Here is a 26,166-nt window from a genome sequence, read left to right as displayed (position 1 = left end):
ATGCCAAAAAGATTTGATTATAGCCAGGGGTTGCCCGACCCAATTGTGCTCAGGGAAGAAATCCTGAAAAAATATCCGCCAAAACTGGCAAAGAAAAGGGCTAAAGCGATTGTGATTAACGATCCTGATATCGAACAGGAAATTATGGCCAATGTGCGCACTGCTCCGGGTATCATTACACAGCGTGGTTGTACTTACGCCGGATGTAAGGGGGTAGTGTTGGGGCCAACCCGCGACATCATTAACCTGGTGCACGGACCAATTGGGTGTAGTTTCTATGCATGGCTCACTCGCCGTAACCAAACCCGTGCCGCCGGAGGTGAAGATAATTACATGACTTACGCGTTCTCGACTGACATGCAGGACGAAAACATCGTATTTGGTGGTGAAGCCAAATTGAAAGAAGCCGTTCGCGAAGCTTTCGAAATATTCAAACCTAAAGCCATCGGTATTTTCTCAACCTGTCCGGTTGGTTTGATTGGCGACGATGTTCATTCCGTAGCCCGCGACATGAAAGCTGAGTTGGGTATCAACATTTTCGGGTTCAGTTGCGAAGGTTACCGCGGAGTTTCGCAGTCGGCCGGTCACCACATTGCCAACAATGGTGTATTTAAAAATGTGGTTGGTTTGAACGACCGTCCCCGCGAAGGAAAATTTCAGGTGAACTTGTTGGGCGAATACAACATTGGTGGCGATGCTTTCGAAATCGAACGCCTGTTTGAAGAAGCCGGAATCACTTTAATTTCGACTTTCTCCGGAAACTCTACAATCAAGAGTATGGAATATTCGCACACGGCCGACCTGAATATGGTGATGTGCCACCGCTCGATCAACTACATTGCCGAGATGATGGAAGAAAAATACGGTATTCCGTGGATCAAGGTAAGTTTTGTAGGCGCTGAGTCGACTTGTAAATCGCTCCGGAAAATTGCCGATTTCTTTGGCGATGCTGACTTAAAAGCCAAAGTAGAAGAAATCATTGCCCGCGAAATGTCCAAAGTTTCAGCAATAAAAGACAAGGTGAAACCACGCGTTGAAGGAAAAGTGGCCATGATGTTCGTTGGAGGATCACGCGCTCACCACTATCAGGATTTATTTACTGAACTAGGAATCAATGTTGTTTCAGCCGGATACGAGTTTGCTCACCGCGACGACTACGAGGGACGCAAAGTAATCCCGACCATCAAGATTGACGCCGATACCCGTAACATCGAGGAATTGACCGTTACCAAAGACGAGGAACACTTCAGGCCCGATTTGGTGGAAAAGAAAGCCGAATTAATGGCAAAGGGTTACCAGTTTAAAGATTACGACGGCATGATGCCTGAAATGAAAAAGAACGCACTGGTTATCGACGATGTGAACCATTGGGAAACCGAAAAACTCATTGAATTCTACAAACCCGATGTTTTCTGCGCCGGAATTAAGGAAAAATATGTGGTACAGAAATGCGGAGTTCCGCTGAAACAGTTACACAGCTACGACTACGGCGGCCCATACACCTGTTTCGATGGAGCAGTTAACTTCTACCTCGAAATGGAACGTATGCTGGCAACCAATATTTGGAAACTAATCGATGCACCATGGAAGAACGAATCGGAACTGGTTGGTAGCATGGCCATCGAACATTATTAATAGGAGGGAAAAGATATGTTATTACGTCATACAACCAACGAAGTAAGAGAACGCAATGCGTTGACCGTCAACCCGGCCAAAACTTGTCAGCCAGTAGGGGCCATGTATGCCGCACTGGGAGTTCACGGATGTTTACCTCATAGTCACGGTTCGCAGGGCTGCTGCTCATATCACCGAAGCGCACTCACCAAACATTATAAAGAACCGGTAATGGCTGCAACCAGTTCATTCACCGAAGGTTCATCGGTGTTTGGCGGACAGGCGAACCTTCTGCAGGCTGTCGAAACTATCTTTTCGGTTTACGATCCTGAAATTATAGCCGTTCATTCAACCTGTTTGTCGGAAACCATTGGCGACGACCTGGGCCAGATTTTGAACAAAGCCCGCGACGAAGGTAAAGTACCATTCGGGAAACATGTGCTGGCAGCTTCAACCCCAAGTTACGTGGGTTCGCACGTTACCGGTTACGCCAATATGCTCGAAAGTTTTGTCAAATATTTTGCTGAAAAAACCAACGAGAAAATCCGCCAGATCAACCTGCTTTCGGGTTGGGTTGAACCATCGGATATGCGCGAATTGAAACGGGTCATGAAAATGATGAAAGTTCGCTCGGTTCTTTTGCCTGACACTTCTGATGTTTTGGATACTCCGATGACCGGAAAATTCGAAATGTATCCCAAAGGCGGAACTACCATAGGCGAAATCGTCAGCATGGGCGACAGCATGGAAACACTCGGGTTAGGCGAATGGGCTACACAGAAAGCTGCTATTGCACTCGACAATCAGTGTAAAGTTCCGTTCGACATCATCGATATCCCTGTTGGGTTGCGTGCTACCGACCGTTTCATCCAGGCGTTGGCTAAAGCCGGACGGGTTTCTATCCCTGAATCGATTACTGAAGAACGCGGACGTTTGCTCGACATGATTACCGATATGCACCAGTACCTGTACGGAAAACGTGTGGCTGTTTACGGTGACCCCGACAACATTATCCCGCTGATTGAATTCCTTGTCGACATCGATATGAAACCGGTATATGTAGTTTCAGGAACTCCCGGAAAACGTTTCGAGAAACGTATGGAAGAAGTACTGAAAAGTCGTGTTCCGGAAGCCAAATATAAAAATGGTCCACAAGCCGACATGTTCCTGATGCACCAGTGGATTAAGGAAGAACCGGTTGATCTGATCATTGGTAACACTTACGGCAAGTACATTGCACGCGACGAAAACATCCCTTTCGTGCGCATGGGTTTCCCAATCATCGACCGTGTTGGACACAGCTATTTTACTACGCTGGGTTATGTTGGAGCATTACGCATACTCGAAAAGATTTTGGGCGAACTGATGGATCAACAAGATGCCACTACTCCTGAAGAAAGCTTCGAGTTAACCATGTAAAACCTACATTCTATACAATTATATCCCATCCTGGCAAACTTTCTCGCCTTGTCAGGATTATAAAAAAATTACCGCACCCTCTTTATTGCGAAAAGGTATAGTCCTCCTTAGAGTGAGGAGGATTTGGCGGCTATTTTCTTTTTAATGTTGATGGGGGAGGACGCTTCCCGCACACTCCCCCTTTCAATTTTCTGAATAAAAAAGTTCATCTTAAAAACAAAACACCATGAACGATATACTGAAAGAACGTCAAAATCAGGTTGTCACAAAGGGGAAAGACGATGCGGCAATCGCGTGTGGAAAGGCTAGTGTAGCAGGTTCGGTCAGTCAGAGGGCATGTGTTTTTTGCGGCTCGCGCGTGGTGCTTTATCCTATTGCTGATGCCCTGCACCTTATTCACGGGCCGGTTGGCTGCGCTGCTTACACCTGGGACATTCGCGGATCGTTATCGTCGGGGCCACAGTTGCAACGGCTTAGTTTTACTACCGACCTGAAGGAACGTGAAGTGGTATTTGGTGGCGAAACCCGCTTGTACAATGCGCTGGTTAGTTTGGTCGATCAGTACAAACCCAAAGCTGCATTTGTTTATGCCACCTGCATTGTGGGCGTAATTGGCGACGATGTTGAGGCAGTTTGCCGCAGGGTTACCCGCGAAAAAGGCATCGACGTGATTCCGGTTATGTCCGAAGGTTTCAACGGAACCAAAAAAGACGGATACAAACTGGCCTGCGACGCCCTTTCAAAATTAATTGGTACTGACAACGAAACTGAAGTCCCGGGATACAGCATTAATATTCTTGGCGACTTCAACCTGGCTGGTGAACTTTGGATGCTGGCCGATTATTACCGCCGCATGGGTGTAAACATGGTAGCCTGTATGACTGGCGATGGCCGCATCAACGATGTCCGGAAGGCGCACAAAGCTCAACTAAACGTGGTGCAATGTTCGGGATCGATGGTTTACCTGGTCAAAGACATGAAAGAAAAGTATGGCATTCCGTTTATGAAAGTTTCCTACTTCGGAATCGAAGATATGTCGGATGCACTGTACGAAGTGGCCCGTTATTTCAAATCCGACGAAATGATGGACAAAGCCCGCCAACTGGTGAAAGAAGAAATCAGCAAACTGATACCCGCACTTCAGCAATACCGCAAAGACCTGGAAGGAAAAAAAGCCGCAATTTATGTGGGTGGCGCTTTCAAAGCCATTTCGCTGGTAAAAGCATTGCGCCTGATGGGAATGCAAACGGTAGTTGTTGGTTCGCAAACCGGCAACATTGACGACTACAACCTGCTGAAAGATTTGTGTGACGAAGGAACCATCATTGTCGACGACTCGAACCCCAATGAACTTTCGGAATTTGTGAAGCAAACCGGCGCCAACCTGTTTATCGGTGGCGTGAAGGAACGCCCCATCGCCTACAAATTGGGTTTAGGTTTTTGCGATCATAACCACGAACGCAAAGAGGCATTGGCCGGATACGATGGCATGCTGAATTTCGCCAAAGAAGTTCACGCCTCGGTATGCAGCCCTGTTTGGAAATTTATGAAGTAACAGTCCCATCGGGACAGCATATTGGTAGCCCCGGCTTTCAAGCCGGGGATGAAGAAATGAAAAAGTTTTAGCGCCGGACAGAAAATCTGAATCGAAGCCACAAATTAAGTTTCCGGCGCAATGGAGAAAAGGTTAAGAAATATCCCTGCCGGCAGCAGGCAGGCAATATCGAATGTAGAATATTGAATATCCAAATCCCGAAACACGCAAGTCGGAACAAAAGAAAAGGAGAATAGCACTATGAAAGACACGATCACCAATACCCCGGCAAAACCCACCGAAGAACCTTTCAAATCAACCCGCAACGCCTGTAAATTGTGCGCACCGCTCGGAGCCAGTGTGGCATTCAAGGGCATTCGCGGATCAGTACCAATCATCCACGGCGGACAAGGGTGTGCTACTTACATTCGCCGATACCTGATCAGTCATTACAAAGAACCTGTCGACATTGCCTCGTCGAATTTCAGCGAAGAAGCAACCATTTTTGGCGGCGGCGCCAATTGCCACACGGCTATCGGCAATGTCATCAAACAATATCATCCCGAATTTATCGGAATCACCACCACTTGCCTGAGCGAAACCATTGGCGATGATGTAAAATTCTACATCCAGAAATACAAAGAGCTTTCCGAAGATGAAAGTCTCCCACATTTTGTAAACGCATCAACGCCCAGCTACCAGGGTTCGCACATCGACGGTTTCCACGAAGCCGTTGGTCGGATTGTAAAATCGATGGCCGAAGCCGGTGATCGCGGCGAACACATCAATATTTTCCCCGGGTTCGTTTCTCCGGAAGATTTGCGCCAACTCAAAACCATTCTCGAAGACTTCGGGATCGATTACATCATGGTTCCCGATTTTTCGGAAACGCTTGACAACCCAATCTGGGATTCGTACAAACGCATTCCTGATGGCGGAACCCCGATTGAGCTGGTCAAAAAATGCGGTTCGGCCACAGCTTCCATCGAATTCGGTACTATAATTAATAAAGGAAGTTTATCCGGAAGGGTAAAAAATGCTTCGAACCTCACCACTGCCGGCGAATACCTTCAGGAAAAATTTGGCGTTGAAAATTGCCGGATGCCTTTCCCAACCGGAGTTTCTTCGTGCGATGCCTTCTTCGAAACACTGAGTCGGGTTTCAGGAAAACCAATCCCGATGAAATACGCCAAAGAACGTGGCCGGTTGATTGACTCTTATGTCGATGGGCACAAATATGCGTTTGGAAAACACGCCGTAGTGTATGGCGAAGAAGATTTTGTGGTGGCCATGTCGGCTTTCCTAAATGAGATTGGCATCGTGGTGGCTTTGGCTGCTACCGGCGGCGAAAGTTTTAAGCTGGAAGATGAAGTAAAAAAATACTGCCCTGAGAATCCTGATTCAATCCTGGTAAAAAACGGCTGGGACTACGAATTGATTCACGAATGGTGCAACGAAAACAAACCCGACATTCTGATTGGCAATAGCAAAGCCTGGTACATTGCCCGCGAATTGGGCGTTCCAATCGTACGCTGTGGGTTCCCTATTCACGACCGCATTGGCGGACAACGCATTAAACACCTTGGATATACCGGCACACAGGAATTGTTCGACCGGATTGTAAACGAACTGATTGGTTACAAGCAAGACCATTCGGCCGTGGGATATAAATATATGTAGGATCAGGTGAATGACTGAATGTAAGTTATGCACTACAAAACTTAAAAGCTATGATTGACATCGAAAAACATCCGTGCTTCAACATCGAAGCGAAAGGTACATATGCCAGGGTTCACCTGCCAGTTGCTCCAAAATGCAACATTCAATGTAATTATTGCAAGCGCGATTTTGATTGTGTAAATGAGAGCCGTCCGGGAGTAACCAGTCAGGTTCTATCTCCCGAGCAGGCGTTGGTCTATCTAATCAAACTGAAGGAAAAAATGCCAAACCTGTCGGTAGTCGGAATTGCTGGTCCGGGCGATCCATTTGCCAATCCCAACGAAACCCTCACCACATTGAGATTGGTTCGTCAGCATTTTCCTGAAATGATTTTGTGCCTTTCGTCGAACGGGCTCAATATTGGGACTTATGCCGATGAGTTGGCCGAGCTGGGTATCAGTCATGTTACCATCACCCTGAATGGTCTCGATCCGGAAGAAACACAACACATTTATAAATGGGCTCGCTTCGAAAACCGTGGATACGTGGGCAAAGCAGCCGCCGAACTGTTGCTGAAAAACCAGTTGTTTGCCATTAAAATGCTCCGGAAGTTTGGAATCACCGTGAAGATTAACACCATTGTTGTTCCGGGCGTGAACGAGCATTTGATTGAAAGCATTGCCGAACAAGCCAAAGCGATGGGCGCTGAATTGATGAATGCCATTCCGCTTTACCCGGTTACCGATACGCCATTCGAAAATCTGAAAGAACCCGATGTGCTGACCATGCGCGAAGTCCGGGGTAAAATTGCCAAGCACCTGAACCCGATGACGCACTGTGCCCGTTGCCGTGCCGATGCCGTTGGTCTATTGGGCGAGGACGATTTGGAAGCGAAGAAAATCATGTCAGAAGTAATGAATTTATCGGTAACACCCGACGAAAACCGTCAGTTTGTGGCTGTGGCCAGTTACGAAGGAATGCTGGTGAACCAACACCTGGGCGAGGCCGAGAGCCTGTACATTTTCCGTGAAACGCCCAATGGCTACCGTTTGGTTGAGCAACGCCGGACACCGCCATCGGGAACCGGCAACAAACGCTGGGAAGTGCTGGCCGACCTATTGAGCGACTGCCGGGCTTTATTGGTTGGCGGAATCGGCCCAAGTCCGTCGGCAACCATTGGCCGCACCGGCATCCGCATTGTTGAAATGACCGGGTTGATCGACGAAGGATTGGACGCTATATATAAAGGTAAAGAATTGCGAACCGTGAAGAAAGCCGACGTTTTCAAATGCGGCGCCGCCTGCTCCGGAAAAGCAACAGGATGTTAAAACGAAGTCGCTTTCTCGTGGAGCGTCACCCCGAATTTATTTCGGGGTCTGTCAGGCAAAATGATCCTGAAACAAGTTCAGGATGACGAAGAGTGAAGATAATGCTAAAGACGATTTAAAATATACAATACTAAAAATCACACAATGAAAAAACCAGATTATCACATTTTGATTTGCAACTCGTATCGGGTTGCCGGCGATGCCAAAGGTTACTGCAACAAGAACGGTGGAGCCGAATTTATTCAGTACGTAACTGAAGAATGTGCCGACCGCGGCATTGATGCTGCCGTTTCATCAACTGCCTGCATGAATGTGTGTTCGCAGGGTCCGGTAATGGTAATTCAGCCCAACAACTATTGGTACGGAGCCATTACTATCGAAAAAATTGACGAAATCCTCGATGCACTCGAAGAAGGCGAAGTCGTTGAGGAATATTTGATTACTGACTAAAAGTCGCAATTTTCAGTCACAGTATTCAGCTCCAACAACGACAACCCGATCACAACGACAACTCGTCATTCAAGACTCAGGATTCTAACACTCTTGTATTCTCACCATGTATCAAACACCACATATCATCGATTCGACACTTCGTGATGGAGAACAAGCTCCGGGAGTGGTTTTCATGCTCGAAGAGAAGTTGCATATCGCTGCCTTGCTCGACGATTGCGGTGTGAAAGAAGTTGAAGTGGGCACCCCCGCTATGGGCGACGAGGAAGTTCAGGCGATTCGGGAGATCGTTCAATCGGGTTTTCGTTTCGATAAGCTTTGCTGGGCGCGGGCCAAAGAATCGGATATTGTGGCATCGGTCAGAACCGGCGCTAACCGGATCAACATTTCATTCTCGGTTTCCGACATACAGCTCTCGGCGATGGGGCGCAACCGCGATTGGGTGATGAGGCAAATCAGGCCTATGATTTCGCTGGCTCGCTCCGAGTTTGACTTTGTGGCTGTTGGTGCACAGGATGCTTCGCGTGCCGATCGTGAGTTCCTGAACGAATTTATTGGTGCGTGCCTGGCCGAAGGAGCCAACCGCATTCGCTTGGCCGACACGGTTGGAATATTGAATCCGATGACTACTGGTGAATTGTTTGGTGCGATGAGCTTGCAATTCCCCTTTGTCGATTTCGAATTTCATGGGCATAACGATTTAGGCATGGCTACTGCCAACTCGCTGGTGGCTCTATTGTCAGGAGCAAGTGCGGTAAGCGCAACCATCAACGGGTTGGGCGAACGCGCCGGAAATGCATTCCTCGAGGAATTGATTGCTGCGCTGAAAGTTTCGTCAGGAATAAGCACTGGAATTCATCTGCCCGAATTGCAACAGTTGTGTCGTTATGTAGCAGCGGTGTCGTACAGGCAAACGCCCGTTTCGAAGCCAATTACCGGATCAAATGTTTGTCGTCACGAGTCGGGCATTCATTGTCGGAGTTTGCTGCATAACGAATTGTCGTACCAACCATTCCGGGCTAAGGAAATTGGCCGGCAAACCGAAATGGTGATTGGGAAACATTCAGGGAAAGCCACGATTGCCGACTTTTTCAGGAAAAGGAAGATCGAACTCAGCGAGGCGGAGTCTCAACTGCTAACGGCTAAAGTGAAGCAACTTTCGATGAGAAAGAAGAGTGAACTGAGCGAAATAGAATTGATTTCGCTGGCTGAATCAGTAAAAACAAAATAAAGGAGGACTTAAAAATGGAAGAATGGGAAAAATACCTTGACGAAGGTCTAGCTTATTGCAAGGTGGCCGTTGGCGCAAAGGAAAAAGGAAAGCTGGGAAATACCGTAATATATAATACCGTTGGTTTGGCTATCGAAAGCTTGTTGATGGCCATGCTCACCAAAAATGGCATTTACCCCGAACATTCGAGCATCGGTTCGATGCTTCGCGAAATCAAAAAACTGATAAACGTTCCAGAAGAGTTTTTTGCAGAGGTAAGGTTTATGAATTCGCTGATGAATTTCTGTTCGCTGGAAGTGGTTGCTGAGCGCATTCCGACGGATCAGGAAATTGAGCGAATGGTAAGCTTTGTGAAAGCTTTGTGGCGTTGGACGGAAGACAGCATGCTTTCTTCGGTTCAGGAGAAATAGAGTGTTCAATTAAAGTATTTAAAACAAAAATTTATACACATGAAATTAAGTGCACGCAATCAATTAAAAGGTAAAATCCTGAAAGTGGATGAAGGATTAATTACCGCTAAAGTAGTTCTCGACCTCGGAAATGGCAATGTAATTTCTGCCATTATCTCGAAGGACGCCATCGAAGACCTGAGCCTGAAACTTGGTAATGATGCTTATGCCATCATCAAATCGACAGAAGTTATTATAGCAACCGATTGATTAACAATTGAATGTTATGATTGAAGTCGAATGCCATATTTCGATCAAAAAGGATGGGGTTTGTTTCATGAATCCTGCAAAGACCGAACTTCTGAAAGCGATAAAAAATTCAGGAAGCCTAAACTCGGCGGCCAAGCTTCGGAGGATTTCGTACCAGCACGCTTGGGAAATGATTAATGAGATGAATCAGTCGGCTCCCGAACCTATGGTGATTAAACAACGAGGCGGAAATCATGGGGGAGGGGCAGCTATTACCTCTTTTGGCGAGCGGATATTGAATGAGTATGATTTAATTCTGAAGCAAATCAATAAAACGGTGGATCAGGTGAATGTGGAAATAAACCTGTGATTTTTTTTTGAATACCGTTATTGATTTTGTAGATAACGAAAATGGTCCTTTGAATCAGGTGACCTGAAAAATAAAAAACCGGAACCCAATCGCTGCAAATGATTAGAAGTTCCGGTGCATTAAAATCAATTCAATCTTAACCCTTTAAAGCTGGTAAAATGGAAAAGAAATTTTTTGGATGTTTTGTGATTTGTCTGCTGTTGGGCTCTTTTCCGGCAATTGGGCAAACAACCATCGACGCCGAGTTCCTCCCAAGAACCGAATTCAGGCAGGGATTTAGTCAGCCTTTGCTTGATGGAACAAAACCAGGCCTTTTAACAACTCAGCGGACCCGCTTGAATTTTAATTACAAAGGCGGAATTGTGAGTGGAGAAATTACTTTGCAGGATTCCCGCATTTTTGGCGAAACCGATACGCAGCAACCTGCAACAGCCACTACCGGTAGCATTGGAGTGTACGAAGCCTGGGCCGAAATGCTGCTCTATTCAGGAACAAGCCTGAAAATTGGTCGCCAGGGCATTCAGTTTGAAGATGGCCGTTTATTCAGTCTTTCGCCCTGGATTTTAACCGGAAATGCACACGATTTGGCTCAGCTTCATTACGTTGCTCCCGGATTGGATATTCAGTTGGGCTATGCTTTTAATAACCAGAAAGCCTATAATGCCGATACGTCTTATTACTCCATCAGCAAAATGTATAAAGAACTTGAGTTTTTGCACATTGCCAAAACGTTGGCCAATGGTCTCAATTTAAGCTTACTTGGCGTTGACGAATCGTTTATGAGGAGTAAAACCGACCTGAGTTTATATCATCGCTACACTACAGGTGGTACATTACAACTAAAAAACGACAAAAATCCGCTTGGACTCCTGGCTACAGGCTACTACCAATTCGGGAAAAGTGCGCCAACAATTGATTTGGATGCTTATTTGCTTGCCATTAAAGGAACGTATGTGTTCAACGATAAGATAACAGGCATGCTGGGCACCGATTATTATTCAGGATCTTCAACAACACTCGATGCTACAAAAACCAATACATTCAATAAGCTGCCCTACGGCGTGAATCACTCGTTCAACGGGTATATGGAATATTGGGCAACGTTACCCAAAGGCGGTTTATTTAATTACCTCGTTGGAATTAGCCTGAAATTGAATAAACGGTTGAGCTCTGAAATAACTTATTATGGTTTTAAGCTTGCCAAGGGAATACTCGTTTTCCGCAGTATGCCTATGCCATGTTTACCACTAAGCCACAATTGTATAAAACGCCGGTGGTTGTTGACATCAAATAATTCTGAAACTTTAAAAATCACACTATGAAACGCGTAATATTTATACTATTCATATTTATAGCCCTTTCAGCCCATTCTCAAACGGTAAAGGTGGCAGCGGCAGCAAACCTCCGTTTTGTTTTCGACGAAATAAAAACAACCTATATTCAGACAAATCCTAAAACCAATGTGTCGACTATTTTTGGGTCGTCGGGAGCGCTTCTTCAGCAAATATTAAACGGCGCAGAATTCGATGTATTTATGGCTGCCGACAATTCTTTCCCGGTTAAACTGAAAGATCAGGGAGCCGCTTCAGGAGAAATGAAAGTTTATGCTCTTGGAAAACTGGTTCTGTGGAGCAATACATTAGATGTATCAAAAGGTCTCGATATGTTGACCGATCCTTCAGTAAAGAAAATTGCAGTTGCCAAACCCGAACTGGCTCCGTATGGCGACCGTGCCATTGCATGTTTAAAGCAGGTTAGACTGTACGAAAAGGTAAAGGGAAAGATCATTTATGCCGACAACATTTCGCAGACGGCGCAATTCGCACAAACAGGAAATGCTGAAGTTGCTTTTTTGGCGTTGTCGCTTACGCTAACTCCTGATATGAAAGGTTCGGTATATGTTATTGATCCGAAAGCATACAAGCCGGTTGAACAAGCAATGATTTTGATTAAAGGCTGGAAATTAAATCCTGAAGCTGCTAAGTTCATGAAGTTCGTTTTAAGCCCGCAATGCAAGCTAATTTTTGAAAAGTATGGATACATTGTACCATAAGCAAGACAAAAGGGAAAAGTCAAAGGTTGAAATCCCGATTTTTTTGACGTTCCCTTTTCCCCCTTTTTGACTTTAATCTTCTAACTTTTGCTTTGCAATGAATAAACTACCCGGAACAATTACCCAAATTCAGCAATCAGGAGCCATTCTTCTGGTTGATGTGAAAGTTGAAACGCAGATTTTCTCTGCTTTAATGATTGAATCAGCTCTTTGGCCCGAATGGCTGGTCGAAAATGGAATGGTGGATGTTGTCTTTAAAGAGACTGAAGTATCGTTGGCGAAAGGTCTTTCAGGACAAATAAGTCTGCGAAATCGAATTAAATGTTCGGTTCTGGAAATAAATCGAGGCGATTTGTTGAGCAAAGTAATCCTGAAATTTCTGGATTATACTCTTGTTTCGGCCATTACACCCAGGGCAGTCGACTCGCTTCAACTGAGGGTTGGCGATGGAATCGAAGCCTTGATTAAATCCAACGAGGTATCGCTGATAAAAAAGCAATAATTTGAAAATGACTTAAAAAATGGACCCGCAATTTTTAGAAACACTTTGGATAACCTTTAAGTTGGCCTTTTTTACAACCTCAATTCTATTAAGTATTGGATTGCCGTTTGCCTGGTGGCTGGCCCACACGAGAATCAAGGTAAAGCCGCTCATCGAGGCATTGGTGAGTATGCCCATGGTTTTGCCGCCTTCGGTAATTGGCTATTACATATTAGTACTATATCGTCCACGCAACTGGGTTGGCGCATGGCTTGGTCGTGTTTTCGATATTCGGTTAGCTTTTACGTTCGAAGGAGTATTAATTGCTTCGGTCATTTTCAGCTTACCATTTATGGTTCAGCCTTTGCACAATGGATTGACTGCTTTGCCCGAAAGTCTGAGAGAAGCATCTTATACCTTGGGAAAGTCGAAGAGGATAACTTTCCTAAAAGTTTTGCTGCCCAATATAAAGCCATCGGTTATCACTGCTGTTGCGCTAACCTTTGCGCATACCATTGGCGAATTTGGCATTGTGCTCATGGTTGGCGGAAACATGCCTGGCGAAACCCGTGTAGCTTCCATTGCTATTTACGACGAAGTTCAGGCATTGAATTTTAAAGCCGCCAATCAGTATGCCTTGATTTTGTTCCTGGTTTCATTAATCTTACTCACTACTATACATAGTGTAAATAGAAAATACAGCTCATGGAAAGTGATGTAATCTATATTGACATTGAAAAGCATATGCAAACAACCAATGGTCCGCTGAATCTGGTTGTTCAAACGACCATTCATCAGAAAGAGTTTGTCGCTTTATTTGGAGAGTCGGGAGCTGGGAAAACCACACTTTTGAGAATCCTGGCGGGTTTAGCCACTCCAGATAAAGGACTCATCAAATTTGGAGATACTGTTTGGTTCAATTCAGAAAACGGAATAAATTTGCCGCCACAGTCCCGAAACATTAGTTTGATGTTTCAGGATTATGCGCTTTTCCCTAATATGAGTGTCGAGCAGAACGTTTTGTTTGCTCAGCCCGAAAGGGATTTGAAAAGAGCATCAGAACTGATTGATTTATTTGGATTAGCAGAGCTTAGTAAACGCAAACCCGGAAATTTGTCGGGCGGACAAAAGCAGCGCGTTGCCCTTGCGCGTACGTTGGCACGTAAACCACAATTATTGTTGCTCGACGAACCATTGTCAGCTTTAGATGCCGGAATGCGATCCGCTTTGCAGGACGAAATAGCTAAAGCGCATCAATCATTGGGTGTTACAACCGTAATGGTTACTCACGATTTAAATGAAGTCTTCCGTCTAGCTTCAACCGTTTTATATATTGAACATGGTTTGATTACCAGAAATGGTAGCCCGGAAGAAGTGTTTTGTGATAACAGTATCAGCGGTAAAGTCCAGATACCAGGACAAATAGTACACATCAACCAGCAAAGCACAGTAAATATCGTTACCGTTATATCAGGTCATAATCAGATAATTAAGGTTATTGCCTTTGATAGCGATCTTGAAAATCTCAAACTTGGAGATCAGGTAATGGTTTACTCAAAGGCTTTTAACCCGATTATCAATAAACTGAAATAAGTAATATGATGTTGGAAAACAAAAATCTTACTATCAAGTTCAACTTGGCCGAGCAAGGCATTGAAAAGCAGGTCATTGTGTGGAGTGAGCTGTATTTGGAGCTGAATCTCTTCAGTGGAATAAAAAATAATCTCCTATTACCTCTATTGATGTAAGGTTAATCCTTGTAATATGGATTTTGTATGTGAGTTGTGTGCAAATAAAAAGGAGCCACAAATTCAATATTTGTAACTCCTTTATTTTTAGTAGCGAGAGGCGGGCATGATCCGCCGACCTCATGATTATGAATCATGCGCTCTAACCAGCTGAGCTACCTCGCCATTCCAAAATTGCGGTGCAAATATAGTATATAATTTCTACTATTTCCAAGCAATTTCGATTTTTTTTATTGGCCGATCAGCAATCTGATTGATAATTTGGGTGATAATAACTATCTTGCAACAAACAATCAAAAATGGCTTCAAAATCAAAAATACAACTCGAATTTCCCATCAATTGTTCTCCCGCAGTTTTGTATAACCGGTTAAGCAGCGCCTCCGGTTTAGCAGAATGGTTTGCTGATGATGTTTATGTGAAGGGGAAGATATTTACGTTTATTTGGGAAGGTTCTGAGCAAAAAGCGGAAATGGTTCAGAACAAGGACAGTAAGCTGGTCCGTTTTAAATGGGTGGATGATGAAGACAGCGATGCGTATTTTGAATTTGTAATCAATAAAGAAGAATTGACCGGCGATGTTTCGCTTGTAGTGGTTGATTTTTCCGAAGAGGGTGAAGAGGGTGAAGCCATCGATTTGTGGAATACTCAAATTGCCGATTTGAAACGGATCCTCGGGTGTTAAAAGATTTTTAACTTTTTAATTCTCCAAAATAGCTTAGTTTTGTAATCGTTTCTCAAGCATAATACATGAAACGTTTACACCTGTTTATATTGAAAAGCTTTCTTGGTCCGTTTTTCATGACCTTTTTTATTTGTGTTTTCATTCTGCTGATGCAGTTCTTGTGGAAATACATTGACGATATGGTTGGAAAAGGGCTGGAATGGAATATTGTAGCCGAATTGTTGTTTTATGCCTCACTGGCGCTCGTGCCGATGGCTTTCCCGCTGGCCATGTTGCTGGCTTCCATCATGACTTTTGGTAACCTGGGCGAAAATTACGAGTTAGTCGCGATGAAAGCGTCCGGAATCTCCTTGTTCCGGATCATGCGCCCCTTGTTGCTGATTGCCGTTTCTCTTACGCTGTTTGCTTTTTATTTCTCCAATAATATTCTGCCTAAAACCAACCTGAAATTCGGGGCATTGATGTGGAGCGTAAAAAGGCAAAAACCTGAAATGGTGATTAACGAAGGTGTTTTTACCAATGACATTGACGGATACAGTATAAAAGTAGACCGAAAAGGCCGAAACAGTAACATGCTCTACGGAATTCTAATTTATGACCATACAAACAATCAGGCCAATGTTTCTGTTACCGTGGCCGATTCCGGTTTCATGAAAATCTCCGAAGATAAAAAGTTCATGGTCATGACCTTGTTTGAAGGCGAAACTGCTCTTGATGAAGATCCGAACGAACGTGGTCGCGACAAACGGTATCCATTCCGGCGTAATCGCTTCGGCAAGCAAGTGGTTACCGTGCCCCTGAATGACTTCGAATTTAAACGAACCGATGAAAATTTACTTCGGACGGCTTACCGGATGATGACTCTTCAGCAGTTGGGGCATTCAGAAGATTCGCTGTATACCGATTATAACCACCGGGTGAGGCGTTTCGCGATCAGTATGCGCTACAACGATAGCTTGAACCGCTCAATCGTTGATTTAAGCCAGCAGGTAGACTCACTTCGTCAGTATCAGCCCTTTACGCTTGACTCGGCGGTCACGGATTATTCCTATCTGCATGATGAGATGGATCCCATGCAAAAAAATGAAATCGTTGCATCGGCGCTTAACAAAGCCCGGATGAACAAACAAATGATTGACCAGAATGTATTTGAACTGTATAATCTGAAGAAAAATGTAAATAAGTACAGTATGGAAAAACACAGGCGATTCTCCTGGTCAGTTGCCTGCCTGATCTTCTTCTTTATCGGGGCGCCCCTGGGAGCAATTATCCGAAAAGGAGGCCTGGGAATGCCGGTTGTGGTTTCCATTTTGATGTTTATCACCTATTATATGGTTTCGATATCGGGCGAGAAATTTGCCCGCGAAGACATGTGGACCATGTCGGAAGGGATGTGGCTTGCAACGGTCATATTTTTACCACTGGGTTTCTTTTTGACCTACAAAGCGGCAAATGACTCGGCTATTATGAATATGGAAACTTATCAGCATAATATAAAACGACTAATTAATTTGATCGGATCCTGGAAAAAACCCGGAAAGTCAATTCAGGAAGATATGTAAGTGAATATTTTTCTTTAGTTTTGCATCGGCATTTTTGAAAACCGAATAAGTTAATGACCGAGTTCAAATTAAATACTATACCTGAAGCGATCGTAGCCATTAAAAATGGTGATTTGGTGATAGTTGTAGATGATGAAGATCGTGAGAATGAGGGTGATTTTATTGCTGCGGCAGAGTTAATTACCCCTGAAAAAGTCAATTTCATGGCAACCTACGGACGCGGCCTGATCTGCGTCCCCTTAACCGAAACACGTTGTGAAGAGCTGGAACTCGACCTGATGGTCGGGCAAAATACCTCGTCGCATCAAACGCCCTTTACCGTTTCGGTCGATTTGATTGGTTACGGCTGTACAACCGGAATTTCGGCCAGCGACCGTGCCAAAACAATCAAAGCTTTGGCCGACCCGAATACACGCCCCGAAGAATTGGGACGTCCGGGACACATTTTCCCGCTGAAAGCAAAAAACAGGGGGGTTTTGCGTCGTACCGGGCACACCGAGGCTGCTGTAGACCTGGCTCGTTTGGCAGGCTTGAAACCCGCGGGTGTATTGGTCGAGATTATGAATGAGGACGGAACCATGGCGCGTTTGCCCCAGCTGATGGAGGTTGCCGAGAGGTTTAAACTGAAAATTGTTTCCATCGCCGATTTAATTGCATACCTGCTTCGGACCGAAAGTCTGATTGATCAGGGAGAAGAAGTGGAGATGCCTACCAAATACGGCGACTTCCGCGTGATCCCTTTCCGGCAAAAGTCGAATGGCGCTGAACATATGGCGTTGATCAAAGGCTCGTGGGAAGAACATGAAGAAATTTTGGTACGTATGCACTCGTCCTGCATGACAGGCGATATTTTCGGCTCGTTACGCTGCGAGTGCGGCGACCAGTTGCACAAGGCCATGTCGTTGATCGAGAAAGCCGGGAAAGGCGTGATTGTTTATATGATGCAGGAAGGTCGCGGGATTGGATTGATGAATAAAATCGCTGCCTATAAACTTCAGGATGAAGGTTTGGACACCATTGAAGCCAATATTCATCTTGGATTCCAGGCAGACGAACGGGATTACGGTGTTGGAGCTCAGATTTTGCGGAACGTGGGAGTCAGTAATATGAAACTGATGACCAATAATCCGGTAAAACGAGCAGGGATCGAGGGTTACGGATTGAAAGTCACAGAGGTTATCCCGCTGGAAGTGGAACCAAATGAATTCAACCAGCGCTACCTGAAAACAAAACGCGACCGCATGGGGCATTTCCTGCAAAAATTCAAATACGATTAACCCTGGGTATGTTTGATCAGTTGTTTTCCGATGGTTATGATCGTTTTGAAGAGGGAGAAGATTATTATCTCAGCCCCGAAGGTTACCGGGTGATGACCGAAAGTTATTTGGTAAAACGGGGTTATTGCTGCTCCAACGGATGCAAACATTGTCCATACGAGCCAAAAGCCCAGAAAGGGAACCGAACCTTACGCCCCGATGTGGCAAAAAAATATCAGTAGCCGGCTGTTTTGTCCGGCTACTTTAATTTGATGTGTTTTGAAACTGATCGGTTCCGAAGCAAATGCAAAAATATCCTGCTATTTTTTGTCAAGAATAAACTTGATCCCGAATGAAACCAGATTGGCTTTAAGCCCGTCGCTCCGGTTGTAGTGGATAAACCGTAAATCAATATTTTTCATTCCGAATTTGTATAACCTCATTTTTGTAAAAATATCGGTATAGCTTAAGCCTAAGCCGAATTGGTTACTGTGGAATTTCGACAGATCGTAATCAGAAGTATAAAATTCATCGGTTGACAAGTGTCCCTCAAACGGCGCGAAATAGTCAGCCGCAGTTTGCGTGTAGAATCGGTATGTTGGTGTGATGGAGAAGCTTTGCGAAAGTTTGATTGGGACTTCAAGGCTGGCTGTATGTGAATTTATCCCCCAATCATCAAGGTAATAGCGGTAATAACTGCGCAACTTGACGATTTCATTGAGGTAGTAGTTTATACGTGCTCCTACAGGTACTTTGAACCGTTTGTCAGGCATGCGTTCAATGTCGTCTGCCAGTCTGTAAACACCTTTATTTTGAGAATTCGTGTAATTGGGAATGTCGCTTGCCGTGCCTATGTAATAATCCGGACGATCACTGAAGTAGATCCGGTGATAAGGGGTTGACAGCAAGCCTTCCTGGTACACAAGATCCATAAAAACAGAAGCTTGCATTTTTTTGCTGAGAATTTGTGAAAACGACAGTGAAACAGAATACGAGCTTCTGTTTTTGCCTGACACAGGCGTATAGGCTTCCGGATGGTATCCTGTTGTTGCTTCTCCGTTTTCGTTCCATACCGAAACACCTTTAAAATATCCGGAATTTAGAAAATCAGTTCCATACAGGTTGTATTCCTTTAGTTCCACGGGATAAATAGGCCTCCAGCTGTCCAGGTACACTTGTCCTTTCAGACTGAGTTCCGTATTCTTCTCATTAAACAACCTGGCCAGACTACCCCCTGCGCCAATAGACGTATAATCATATTCGTTGGAAAATGAAACATGGGTTCCCCAAATGAAATTCCGGTCATCAGAACTATGGCTGTAAGCCCCGCTGATACTGGCAAGTACGTCGCTGCGGGACGCTCCTGACGAAGCGACCCAGGGGCTGCCGGCAAACGCGTTTGCCGTGGTTCCCACTTTCTCAAAAGGGTTTATATTACTTGACGATGCGGAGGTATAAGCCGATAAACCGGCATCAATGGTTAACACATCATCGTCATTAAGCGGTAAATTAACAACAATCGTAGGGGTGATGTTATCAATACTTTCGTCGCCAATACCTCCGCTAACGGCCGAATGGTCTCCTTCCTGTTTGTAATAACTCATCAAAAAGTCAACTTCGGTATTTTCCAATACGCGCTTTTTGTAAATTTTTGTCGTGTCTTGTTGTGCCGAAGTTGCTTGAGAAAAACAGACGATTAGAAGCAATAGGAATAAATTTCTCATCATTTTTTGATATTAGTTACAACCACATCCTCCACCTGTTTTTCCACCGTTCGCACCTGCCGCTGCTTCGCGGTAAACCTGAAAGTTGACCTCGAAGCGTTCGTTTTGAGTAGCCGATAATTTCATGTCCGGGTCATTCAAGTATACTTTTTCATATTCTTTTACAGCAACGCAGGAACTCATTCCCAACAGCGCCAAAACAAGGATTGCCATCTTTTTCATTTTTCCGGAGTGTTTCGTTTAATATTTTTTGAATAATAAATTTTTCCAATCTCGTCGACCATGATGCATTCAATGCCGGTTAGTTGATCAATAAAATCGAGGCCTGTTTCTTTGCCCATGACAAAGACCGATGTGGCCAGAGCATCAGCCAGTTCGGCCTTTGGCGCAAAAACCGTTACACTTGTCAGCCCTTGTGTTGGGTAACCGGTACGCGGGTCAATAATGTGCGTATACCGGGTTCCGTTAAAGATTACGTATTTTTCATAATTTCCGGAAGTGACCACGGCGCTGTTGTCAACAGGAAACCAGGAGAACACGTGATCCTTGTTCATCGGATTGCTTATTCCAACCAGCCAGGGTGAACCATCAGGTTTTTTGCCCCAACAGTTTAAATCGCCCGAAGCATTGATCATTCCGGCCACAACGCCATTTTTCATTAATAAGGCTTTGGCTTTATCAGCGGCATAACCTTTCCCGATAGCTCCAAAACCAATCTTCATGCCTGGGAGCTTCAGAAATACGGTTCGGTCCTCTTTGTTTAAAATAATATTTTCGTACCCGATTTTCGATACTGACTGCTTTATGGATTCAGCATCGGGCATTTGGGTCATGCTTCCGTCAAATTTCCAGATATGGTCGATTGCCGCGAAAGAAATATCAAAGGCGCCGTCGGTAAGTTTCGAGATTTGAATGGAGCGTTCGATCAGGTCGAATAATTCCGGATCTGCTTTTACCGGTTTGAGCCCGGCATTCCGGTTAATGAACGATGTTTGCGTGTTGGGGGCCCATTCCGAAATCAGGTTTTCAATCCGTGAAATCTCAGCAATGGCCATCTGTATAAACTGTTCTCCCTCGGTTTTGTCTGTTGCCACAACCGTTATCTCAAAGCGGCTTCCCATCAGTTTTAAGGTCCTTGTAAATATTTCACCGGGATATCCGCAGACGCTGATCAGGATCAGAACACTACAAATGAAGATCTTTTGCATCGTTTATTTTTCAAGTGACAGAAGGAGTTCAATATATTCACGGGGGCTCACATTCCTATAACCGGTATTTCCAATGACTGAGCCCTGATTGTTTAAGATGACCACATGCGGAAAGTATCCGTTTGCATTGTATTTTGCTGCCAGCATGTTGTTGTGTTCCTGTTGGCTTTGAGATAGCTGGTTTTTTTTCAGTTTTGGAAAATCTGCTTTTAAAAGCACAAAATGATCTTTGGAGAATGTTTTGAATTCTTCAGACTGCCAAATGGAATTTTCAAGTTTTATACAGGGAGCGCACCAATCCGTCCCCGAAAATACCAGCAGAATATTTTTTTGTTCAGTGGTTGCTTTGGTCTTTGCTTCGTCAAAATCAGTCAGCCAGTTTTGAGCAAATGAACCGGTTGTCAGACAAATCAGTGCGATTGTTAAAAATCGAATCCTCTTCATATGTCGATGTGTTTATGTTGGAGATTCACATAGAACAATAGAGGAGTTTGATAGTTCATCGATTTTATCGTTTTTTTCATGTTTGTTTGTGGCTGAACCGAAAACGCAGGAATAATGCCAAAACGTCGGTAAAATCGCCCTAAACTTCGATTGTTTTTTCATGCGGCTGATGCCAGCAATACCTTTACCGGCAAACAAGTAAAGCGTATGAAAACAATTCAAACAAAAATTTTATTCATCACTCTCCTGACGCTGGCAACGGGGCTCCGTCTGGCTGCACAAAACAAAGCCTGGACACTGGAAGACTGCATCAATTATGCGTTGAGCCGGAACATCCAGGTGCAGCAGGCCGAATTATCGACCAACCGGAACCGGTTGTACACCGAACAAGCCCGGGCCGCCAGGCTGCCCTCGTTAAGCGGTTCGGTCAGGCAAAATTTTTATTGGGACAAAAGTGCCGATAGCCAAACCGGCGCGTTTGGCAGTTTGGAGGGATCAAACAGTACGACCTATTCGCTCAGCTCGAGCGTGATTTTGTTTAATGGTATGAAAGTGAATAACCAGCTGAAGCAATCGGAACTGGAGCTGGAAAGCAGCCGATATTATGCCGAAACCGTGAAGGAATCGATTGAGCTGAATATTCTGAATGCCTTTTTGCAGGTGTTGTATGCCGGGGAAAGTGTAACGAATGCCGAAAAACAAATTGAAGCGACTACCGAACAATTGTCGCTGACCGAAGAACGGCTGAACCTGGGTATGGTGTCGCAATCGGATTACTTGTCGGTGAAGTCGCAGCTGGCTTCCGAAAAGCTGACCCTGGCCAATACCCGCAGTCAGTTGGCTATTGCCCGCGTTAGCCTGATGCAGTTGATGGAACTGCCGGTAGATGATGGTTTTACTGTTTCGTCGCCCGGACTGGACCAGATTTTGAACCTGAATCTTCAACCCGATGCCGCTTTTGTGTACGGAGAGGCGCTTGCCATCAAACCACAGATCAAAAAAGCAGAACTGGACAAAGAAAGCGCACAGATGGACGAAAAAATAGCAAAAGCAAGTCTGCTGCCCGCTTTGTCGCTCGATGCCGGTCTGGGAACGGCTTATTCCAGCGGTATGAGCGGTTTCAGTTATACCGACCAACTGAAAAACCAAATCAGCCCCTCGGTCGGTTTAACGCTTTCGGTTCCCGTTTTTCAGAAAAAACAGGCTAAAACAAACATCAGCCTGGCGCAAATTGATCTGGTGAATGCCGAATTGGAAGAAGCGAATACCAAAAATCAATTACGCAAGGAGATTGAACAGGCCTCCGTTGATGTGTTGGCGGCACAGTCGGAATATGAGGCCAGCAGGGAGCAATATCAGGCGATGGAAGAGTCCGGCCAGGTAGCCAGTGAAAAGTTTAATCTTGGACTGATGAATTCGGTGGACTATTTGTTTGAAAAAACCAATCTGATTACGGCCGAAAGTAAACTGTTGCAATCCAAATACAACCTCATTTTTAGTTATAAAATACTTGATTTCTACAAAGGAATTCCATTAACCCTTTAAAAATGTTGAAAATGAAAAAACGAATCATCTATATCTTGTTGGCGGTGGTTATAGCCGTTGCCGGCTTGGCGGTCTTTTTCGCCTTCGGCCGGACCGGACAAACAATTGAACTGGAGACTGCCGTGGTTATCCGGGGCGGGATCAGCGATGTGATAACCGCCACAGGCGCTCTGGAGGCTGTGGAAACGGTTGAAGTGGGCACCCAGGTTTCGGGCGTCATCGAGAAAATCTATGTCGACTATAATTCGCAGGTAAAAAGAGGGCAATTACTGGCCAAACTCGACGAAACACCCCTGGTGGCCCAGTTGGAGCAAAGCAAAGCATCGGTGGATCAGGCCGAAGCTGAGTTGCAGTACCAGAAAGCCACCTATGAACGCTACCAGGTGTTGATTGAGAAGAAACTGATTGCCCAGTCAGACTACGATCTGGTGGTGTACAATTATAACAAAGCGGTGGCCAGTTTAAACAATGCCCGTTCGGTTTACGATAAAAATAAGATCAACCTGTCCTACGCATCAATTTATTCGCCGATTGACGGGATCATTCTCGACCGGGCTGTTGACGAAGGCCAGACCGTGGCTGCCAGTTTCAATACGCCAACCTTGTTCACCATTGCCAACGACCTGACGCAGATGCAGGTAGAAGCCAACGTGGATGAGGCCGACATCGGTAACGTTCTGATTGGACAACGTGTTGAATTCACCGTGGATGCCTATTCCAATCTGAAATTTGAAGGAGATGTCATCCAGATCCGGTTGCTGCCGGTTGAAAGTTCCAACGTGATTACGTACACGGTAGTCATTCATGCACCCAACCCGGATAAAAAACTGATGCCCGGGATGACGGCTAACGCGTCGTTTTATGTAAAAGAAAAGAAAAATATCGTATTGATGCCGGCCAAAGCGTTGAATTTTAGTCCGGATAAACAGTTGCTGGATGCCTATGTGGAAAGTCATCCGGAGATCAGGCTGCAACTTCCGGATTCGGAAATAACCGGTTCAGAAAACCCGGGTAAAGCGGTTTGGGTAAAAAAAGGAAATGTAATTAGCTGGCAGCAAGTTGAATTAGGAGAAACCGATGAAGCGTATTATGAAGTTATTTCCGGATTAAATGAAGGCGACGAGGTGCTTGTTTCGTTGAATGCCGGTTCGTCAGGCGCCGGTGAGAAATCGGCGGCCCGAAGCCCGTTTATGCCGCAGCGCCCGGGTAGTAACCGAAAGAATTAAGGCGATGAAAGACACGAAAACAATTATACAGGTTCGCGATTTGAAGAAAGATTTCCATGTGGGCGAAATTACCGTCCATGCCCTGAAAGGCATCAACCTGGAAATAAAAGAAGGCGAATTTGTAGCCATTATGGGAACCAGCGGTTCCGGAAAGTCAACGATGCTGAATATTCTGGGTTGCCTGGATAAGCCGACCAACGGGCAATACGTACTGGACGGCGTGAGTATGGGCGAGCTGGGAAAAAATGAACTGGCGGCCTTGCGAAACAATAAGTTAGGCTTTGTATTTCAGGCCTATAACCTGCTTCCCCGCACCACCGCGCTCGAAAATGTCGAATTGCCGCTTTTTTACAATTCAAAGGTAAAAGCCAGGGAACGCAAAGAGAGGGCTGTAGCCGCGCTGGAGGCCGTCGGCTTGGCCGACCGGATGCACCACATGCCCAACCAGTTGTCGGGAGGGCAGCAACAACGCGTGGCCATTGCCCGTTCGCTGGTGAACGACCCGGTGGTTATTCTGGCTGATGAGGCCACCGGAAACCTGGATACCCGCACTTCATACGAGATTATGGCCTTGTTGCAACGCCTGAACGAAAACGGGAAGACCATCGTTTTTGTGACTCACGAACCGGATATTGCCCGTTTTACCACCCGCAACGTGGTATTCCGCGACGGGCATATTATCCGCGAAGAACAGGTGACCACCCGTTATCATGCCGCAGAACTGTTGAAAAACCTGCCTGTTGAGGAGGATTAACTGTAAAAAGAAGAAAAATGAACTACAGGAATACATTAAAAATAGCTACTAACGCGCTCCGCCGGAATAAATTCAGGGCATTTCTCACCATGTTGGGGATTATCATTGGCGTGGCTTCGGTGATTGCGATGCTGGCGATTGGTCAGGGATCAAAGAAAAGCATTCAGGATCAGATGGCCGACATGGGAACCAACCTGATTTTCGCCATGCCCGGTTCCGAGCAGCGGGGTGGGGTACAGATGGGAAACAGCGATGCCCAAAGCATGAAACTCAGCGATGTGGACGCGGTTGAAGCCGAATGTACGGCCATCAGCGCTGTGTCGCCGCAGGTAAGTTCGCGCGGACAGGTGGTATATGGCAACAAAAACTGGCCCAGCACCGTGTATGGCGTAAATGAAAAGTACCTCGGTATCCGAAAGTACACGCTGGCCACAGGCCGCATTTTTTCGGAGACTGAAGTAAAAAGTTATGCCAAAGTGTGTATCGTTGGGCAAACCATCATCGACAACCTTTTTACGACAGATGTTGATCCAATCGGGAAGACAATCCGTTTTAACAACATTCCGTTTAAAATTATCGGGGTACTCACTGAAAAAGGTGAAAATGGCATGGGACAGGATCAGGATGATTTGATGTTATCGCCTTATACCACCGTGCAAAAACGGATTTTGTCGATCACGCATATTCAGGGCATTTTTGCATCGGCTGTGTCCGAAGACATGAACGACCTGGCCATTGAGCAGCTGACCGAAACCCTGCGTCGTACCCATAAGATCAAAGCGGGAGACAGCGACGATTTTCAAATACGCTCGCAATCTGAACTGGTGCAAACATTCACCTCCATCAGCGACGTGATGACGGCCCTGTTGGGCGCCATTGCCGGTATTTCCCTGCTGGTAGGCGGCATCGGGATCATGAACATCATGTACGTGTCGGTTACTGAGCGCACCAAGGAAATCGGGCTGCGCCTGTCGGTAGGCGGACGCGGAACCGATATCATGATGCAGTTCCTGTTCGAATCGATTTTACTGAGTGTTTCGGGTGGAACCATCGGCATCATGCTTGGCATTCTGGCAACTTATGCTGTATCGTCGTTGATGAACTGGCCGGTGGTGATTATGACTTCGGCTGTTCTGTTTGCCTTCGTCGTTTGTTCGGCAATTGGCATCTTTTTTGGCTGGTACCCGGCCCGGAAGGCCGCCGGCTTAAATCCCATTGACGCTTTGCGGTATGAATAAT

27 protein-coding genes and 1 tRNA gene are annotated in these 26,166 nt (G+C 45.5%); 23 read left to right on the top strand and 5 right to left on the bottom strand.

All coding sequences use genetic code 11. From position 1 onward, the window contains the following. The 15 genes from nifD (at nucleotide 1) to AC6H3C_RS17930 (ending at nucleotide 14,370) form a co-directional block, all read left to right on the top strand. Nucleotides 1–1,635, top strand: coding sequence for a nitrogenase molybdenum-iron protein alpha chain (nifD, locus tag AC6H3C_RS18000; RefSeq protein WP_497516847.1), 1,635 nt, complete (start codon nucleotides 1–3; stop codon nucleotides 1,633–1,635). 15 nt (nucleotides 1,636–1,650) lie between these two features. Beyond that, on the top strand, nucleotides 1,651–3,033 hold the full coding sequence (gene nifK / locus AC6H3C_RS17995) for a nitrogenase molybdenum-iron protein subunit beta (protein ID WP_497516845.1): 1,383 nt from the start codon (nucleotides 1,651–1,653) through the stop codon (nucleotides 3,031–3,033). Nucleotides 3,034–3,259: 226 nt separating this feature from the next. Next, nucleotides 3,260–4,588, top strand: a complete 1,329-nt coding sequence (gene nifE, locus AC6H3C_RS17990; RefSeq protein ID WP_497516844.1) for a nitrogenase iron-molybdenum cofactor biosynthesis protein NifE — start codon at nucleotides 3,260–3,262, stop codon at nucleotides 4,586–4,588. Between the two features lie 240 nt (nucleotides 4,589–4,828). Further along, nucleotides 4,829–6,247: a nitrogenase component 1 gene (locus AC6H3C_RS17985; protein WP_497516843.1), complete on the top strand. Its 1,419-nt coding sequence runs from the start codon at nucleotides 4,829–4,831 to the stop codon at nucleotides 6,245–6,247. Between the two features lie 50 nt (nucleotides 6,248–6,297). Continuing rightward, entirely contained in the window at nucleotides 6,298–7,554 is a 1,257-nt protein-coding gene (locus tag AC6H3C_RS17980; RefSeq protein WP_497516841.1) for a radical SAM protein, read from the top strand. A 144-nt stretch (nucleotides 7,555–7,698) separates the two neighbouring features. Next, the gene (locus AC6H3C_RS17975) at nucleotides 7,699–8,004 is read left to right on the top strand and encodes a (2Fe-2S) ferredoxin domain-containing protein (protein ID WP_497516840.1); all 306 of its coding nucleotides are present in this window, start codon (nucleotides 7,699–7,701) and stop codon (nucleotides 8,002–8,004) included. Between the two features lie 106 nt (nucleotides 8,005–8,110). Further along, a complete protein-coding gene (locus AC6H3C_RS17970) occupies nucleotides 8,111–9,235 on the top strand; it encodes a hydroxymethylglutaryl-CoA lyase-like TIM-barrel protein (protein ID WP_497516839.1) in 1,125 nt (374 codons plus the stop codon). 14 nt (nucleotides 9,236–9,249) lie between these two features. Then, nucleotides 9,250–9,645 carry a HEPN domain-containing protein gene (locus tag AC6H3C_RS17965; RefSeq protein ID WP_497516838.1) on the top strand — a complete coding sequence of 132 codons (396 nt, stop codon included), beginning with the start codon at nucleotides 9,250–9,252 and terminating at the stop codon, nucleotides 9,643–9,645. Nucleotides 9,646–9,684: 39 nt separating this feature from the next. Continuing rightward, nucleotides 9,685–9,894 (top strand): TOBE domain-containing protein, encoded by a 210-nt coding sequence (locus tag AC6H3C_RS17960; protein ID WP_497516837.1) that lies wholly within the window; start codon nucleotides 9,685–9,687, stop codon nucleotides 9,892–9,894. 16 nt (nucleotides 9,895–9,910) lie between these two features. Further along, entirely contained in the window at nucleotides 9,911–10,243 is a 333-nt protein-coding gene (locus tag AC6H3C_RS17955) for a winged helix-turn-helix domain-containing protein (RefSeq protein ID WP_497516835.1), read from the top strand. A 158-nt stretch (nucleotides 10,244–10,401) separates the two neighbouring features. Then, nucleotides 10,402–11,565 (top strand): alginate export family protein, encoded by a 1,164-nt coding sequence (locus tag AC6H3C_RS17950; RefSeq protein ID WP_497516834.1) that lies wholly within the window; start codon nucleotides 10,402–10,404, stop codon nucleotides 11,563–11,565. After that, nucleotides 11,562–12,296 carry a molybdate ABC transporter substrate-binding protein gene (modA, locus tag AC6H3C_RS17945; RefSeq protein WP_497516832.1) on the top strand — a complete coding sequence of 245 codons (735 nt, stop codon included), beginning with the start codon at nucleotides 11,562–11,564 and terminating at the stop codon, nucleotides 12,294–12,296. The genes AC6H3C_RS17950 and modA overlap by 4 nt, the downstream gene beginning before the upstream one ends. 97 nt (nucleotides 12,297–12,393) lie before the next feature. Further along, a complete protein-coding gene (locus tag AC6H3C_RS17940; protein WP_497516830.1) occupies nucleotides 12,394–12,798 on the top strand; it encodes a TOBE domain-containing protein in 405 nt (134 codons plus the stop codon). A gap of 19 nt (nucleotides 12,799–12,817) precedes the next feature. After that, nucleotides 12,818–13,498, top strand: coding sequence for a molybdate ABC transporter permease subunit (gene modB, locus AC6H3C_RS17935; protein ID WP_497516828.1), 681 nt, complete (start codon nucleotides 12,818–12,820; stop codon nucleotides 13,496–13,498). Beyond that, the gene (locus AC6H3C_RS17930) at nucleotides 13,483–14,370 is read left to right on the top strand and encodes a sulfate/molybdate ABC transporter ATP-binding protein (RefSeq protein WP_497516825.1); all 888 of its coding nucleotides are present in this window, start codon (nucleotides 13,483–13,485) and stop codon (nucleotides 14,368–14,370) included. The genes modB and AC6H3C_RS17930 overlap by 16 nt, the downstream gene beginning before the upstream one ends. A gap of 246 nt (nucleotides 14,371–14,616) precedes the next feature. Here AC6H3C_RS17930 and AC6H3C_RS17925 read toward each other — a convergent pair. Next, nucleotides 14,617–14,690, bottom strand: a tRNA-Met gene (locus AC6H3C_RS17925). A 134-nt stretch (nucleotides 14,691–14,824) separates the two neighbouring features. Here AC6H3C_RS17925 and AC6H3C_RS17920 point away from each other — a divergent pair. From AC6H3C_RS17920 to AC6H3C_RS17905, 4 genes are all read left to right on the top strand, one after another. Further along, entirely contained in the window at nucleotides 14,825–15,208 is a 384-nt protein-coding gene (locus AC6H3C_RS17920; protein ID WP_497516823.1) for an START-like domain-containing protein, read from the top strand. Between the two features lie 65 nt (nucleotides 15,209–15,273). Next, nucleotides 15,274–16,770: an LptF/LptG family permease gene (locus AC6H3C_RS17915; protein WP_497516821.1), complete on the top strand. Its 1,497-nt coding sequence runs from the start codon at nucleotides 15,274–15,276 to the stop codon at nucleotides 16,768–16,770. 53 nt (nucleotides 16,771–16,823) lie between these two features. Further along, nucleotides 16,824–18,047 carry a bifunctional 3,4-dihydroxy-2-butanone-4-phosphate synthase/GTP cyclohydrolase II gene (locus AC6H3C_RS17910; RefSeq protein WP_497516819.1) on the top strand — a complete coding sequence of 408 codons (1,224 nt, stop codon included), beginning with the start codon at nucleotides 16,824–16,826 and terminating at the stop codon, nucleotides 18,045–18,047. Nucleotides 18,048–18,055: 8 nt separating this feature from the next. After that, entirely contained in the window at nucleotides 18,056–18,268 is a 213-nt protein-coding gene (locus AC6H3C_RS17905; RefSeq protein WP_497516817.1) for a C1orf53 family protein, read from the top strand. A 78-nt stretch (nucleotides 18,269–18,346) separates the two neighbouring features. On the opposite strand, the gene AC6H3C_RS17900 is transcribed toward AC6H3C_RS17905, so the two are convergent. From AC6H3C_RS17900 to AC6H3C_RS17885, 4 genes are read right to left on the bottom strand one after another with little or no spacing between them, the layout of a single operon-like run. Next, on the bottom strand, nucleotides 18,347–19,753 hold the full coding sequence (locus tag AC6H3C_RS17900; RefSeq protein WP_497516815.1) for a DUF3570 domain-containing protein: 1,407 nt from the start codon (nucleotides 19,751–19,753) through the stop codon (nucleotides 18,347–18,349). A 9-nt stretch (nucleotides 19,754–19,762) separates the two neighbouring features. Next, the gene (locus AC6H3C_RS17895; protein ID WP_497516814.1) at nucleotides 19,763–19,972 is read right to left on the bottom strand and encodes a DUF4266 domain-containing protein; all 210 of its coding nucleotides are present in this window, start codon (nucleotides 19,970–19,972) and stop codon (nucleotides 19,763–19,765) included. Beyond that, a complete protein-coding gene (locus AC6H3C_RS17890) occupies nucleotides 19,969–20,958 on the bottom strand; it encodes an FAD:protein FMN transferase (protein ID WP_497516812.1) in 990 nt (329 codons plus the stop codon). Before AC6H3C_RS17890 ends, AC6H3C_RS17895 begins: the two co-directional genes overlap by 4 nt. Before the next feature lie 3 nt (nucleotides 20,959–20,961). After that, entirely contained in the window at nucleotides 20,962–21,402 is a 441-nt protein-coding gene (locus AC6H3C_RS17885) for a thioredoxin family protein (protein ID WP_497516810.1), read from the bottom strand. A gap of 207 nt (nucleotides 21,403–21,609) precedes the next feature. Between AC6H3C_RS17885 and AC6H3C_RS17880 the strand changes: the two genes are divergently transcribed. Genes AC6H3C_RS17880 through AC6H3C_RS17865 form a run of 4 tightly spaced genes read left to right on the top strand, consistent with a single transcriptional unit; the run spans nucleotide 21,610 to nucleotide 26,165 of the window. Beyond that, on the top strand, nucleotides 21,610–22,947 hold the full coding sequence (locus tag AC6H3C_RS17880; RefSeq protein WP_497516808.1) for a TolC family protein: 1,338 nt from the start codon (nucleotides 21,610–21,612) through the stop codon (nucleotides 22,945–22,947). Between the two features lie 11 nt (nucleotides 22,948–22,958). Next, nucleotides 22,959–24,173 (top strand): efflux RND transporter periplasmic adaptor subunit, encoded by a 1,215-nt coding sequence (locus AC6H3C_RS17875; RefSeq protein ID WP_497516806.1) that lies wholly within the window; start codon nucleotides 22,959–22,961, stop codon nucleotides 24,171–24,173. A 4-nt stretch (nucleotides 24,174–24,177) separates the two neighbouring features. Then, complete coding sequence (locus AC6H3C_RS17870; protein WP_497516804.1) at nucleotides 24,178–24,927, top strand: ABC transporter ATP-binding protein; 750 nt, start codon at nucleotides 24,178–24,180, stop codon at nucleotides 24,925–24,927. A gap of 17 nt (nucleotides 24,928–24,944) precedes the next feature. Then, on the top strand, nucleotides 24,945–26,165 hold the full coding sequence (locus AC6H3C_RS17865) for an ABC transporter permease (RefSeq protein WP_497516802.1): 1,221 nt from the start codon (nucleotides 24,945–24,947) through the stop codon (nucleotides 26,163–26,165). The last annotated feature ends 1 nt before the right edge of the window (nucleotide 26,166 follow it).

The organism is Gaoshiqia sp. US2, from assembly GCF_059705485.1.
This window is presented reverse-complemented; position numbering and strand designations above follow the sequence as displayed.

Excerpts from the sequence above, each read along its gene's own strand:
- nifK (WP_497516845.1), top strand. The coding sequence starts at position 1,651 with ATGTTATTACGTCATACAACCAACGAAGTAAGAGAACGCAATGCGTTG.
- AC6H3C_RS17960 (WP_497516837.1), top strand. The coding sequence starts at position 9,685 with ATGAAATTAAGTGCACGCAATCAATTAAAAGGTAAAATCCTGAAAGTG.
- AC6H3C_RS17955 (WP_497516835.1), top strand. The coding sequence starts at position 9,911 with ATGATTGAAGTCGAATGCCATATTTCGATCAAAAAGGATGGGGTTTGT.
- AC6H3C_RS17980 (WP_497516841.1), top strand. The coding sequence starts at position 6,298 with ATGATTGACATCGAAAAACATCCGTGCTTCAACATCGAAGCGAAAGGT.
- AC6H3C_RS17885 (WP_497516810.1), bottom strand. The coding sequence starts at position 21,402 with ATGAAGAGGATTCGATTTTTAACAATCGCACTGATTTGTCTGACAACC.
- AC6H3C_RS17910 (WP_497516819.1), top strand. The coding sequence starts at position 16,824 with ATGACCGAGTTCAAATTAAATACTATACCTGAAGCGATCGTAGCCATT.
- nifD (WP_497516847.1), top strand. The coding sequence starts at position 1 with ATGCCAAAAAGATTTGATTATAGCCAGGGGTTGCCCGACCCAATTGTG.
- AC6H3C_RS17920 (WP_497516823.1), top strand. The coding sequence starts at position 14,825 with ATGGCTTCAAAATCAAAAATACAACTCGAATTTCCCATCAATTGTTCT.
- nifE (WP_497516844.1), top strand. The coding sequence starts at position 3,260 with ATGAACGATATACTGAAAGAACGTCAAAATCAGGTTGTCACAAAGGGG.
- modA (WP_497516832.1), top strand. The coding sequence starts at position 11,562 with ATGAAACGCGTAATATTTATACTATTCATATTTATAGCCCTTTCAGCC.
- modB (WP_497516828.1), top strand. The coding sequence starts at position 12,818 with ATGGACCCGCAATTTTTAGAAACACTTTGGATAACCTTTAAGTTGGCC.
- AC6H3C_RS17875 (WP_497516806.1), top strand. The coding sequence starts at position 22,959 with ATGAAAAAACGAATCATCTATATCTTGTTGGCGGTGGTTATAGCCGTT.
- AC6H3C_RS17895 (WP_497516814.1), bottom strand. The coding sequence starts at position 19,972 with ATGAAAAAGATGGCAATCCTTGTTTTGGCGCTGTTGGGAATGAGTTCC.
- AC6H3C_RS17870 (WP_497516804.1), top strand. The coding sequence starts at position 24,178 with ATGAAAGACACGAAAACAATTATACAGGTTCGCGATTTGAAGAAAGAT.
- AC6H3C_RS17950 (WP_497516834.1), top strand. The coding sequence starts at position 10,402 with ATGGAAAAGAAATTTTTTGGATGTTTTGTGATTTGTCTGCTGTTGGGC.
- AC6H3C_RS17865 (WP_497516802.1), top strand. The coding sequence starts at position 24,945 with ATGAACTACAGGAATACATTAAAAATAGCTACTAACGCGCTCCGCCGG.
- AC6H3C_RS17965 (WP_497516838.1), top strand. The coding sequence starts at position 9,250 with ATGGAAGAATGGGAAAAATACCTTGACGAAGGTCTAGCTTATTGCAAG.
- AC6H3C_RS17900 (WP_497516815.1), bottom strand. The coding sequence starts at position 19,753 with ATGATGAGAAATTTATTCCTATTGCTTCTAATCGTCTGTTTTTCTCAA.
- AC6H3C_RS17940 (WP_497516830.1), top strand. The coding sequence starts at position 12,394 with ATGAATAAACTACCCGGAACAATTACCCAAATTCAGCAATCAGGAGCC.
- AC6H3C_RS17905 (WP_497516817.1), top strand. The coding sequence starts at position 18,056 with ATGTTTGATCAGTTGTTTTCCGATGGTTATGATCGTTTTGAAGAGGGA.
- AC6H3C_RS17880 (WP_497516808.1), top strand. The coding sequence starts at position 21,610 with ATGAAAACAATTCAAACAAAAATTTTATTCATCACTCTCCTGACGCTG.
- AC6H3C_RS17970 (WP_497516839.1), top strand. The coding sequence starts at position 8,111 with ATGTATCAAACACCACATATCATCGATTCGACACTTCGTGATGGAGAA.
- AC6H3C_RS17915 (WP_497516821.1), top strand. The coding sequence starts at position 15,274 with ATGAAACGTTTACACCTGTTTATATTGAAAAGCTTTCTTGGTCCGTTT.
- AC6H3C_RS17985 (WP_497516843.1), top strand. The coding sequence starts at position 4,829 with ATGAAAGACACGATCACCAATACCCCGGCAAAACCCACCGAAGAACCT.
- AC6H3C_RS17975 (WP_497516840.1), top strand. The coding sequence starts at position 7,699 with ATGAAAAAACCAGATTATCACATTTTGATTTGCAACTCGTATCGGGTT.
- AC6H3C_RS17930 (WP_497516825.1), top strand. The coding sequence starts at position 13,483 with ATGGAAAGTGATGTAATCTATATTGACATTGAAAAGCATATGCAAACA.
- AC6H3C_RS17890 (WP_497516812.1), bottom strand. The coding sequence starts at position 20,958 with ATGCAAAAGATCTTCATTTGTAGTGTTCTGATCCTGATCAGCGTCTGC.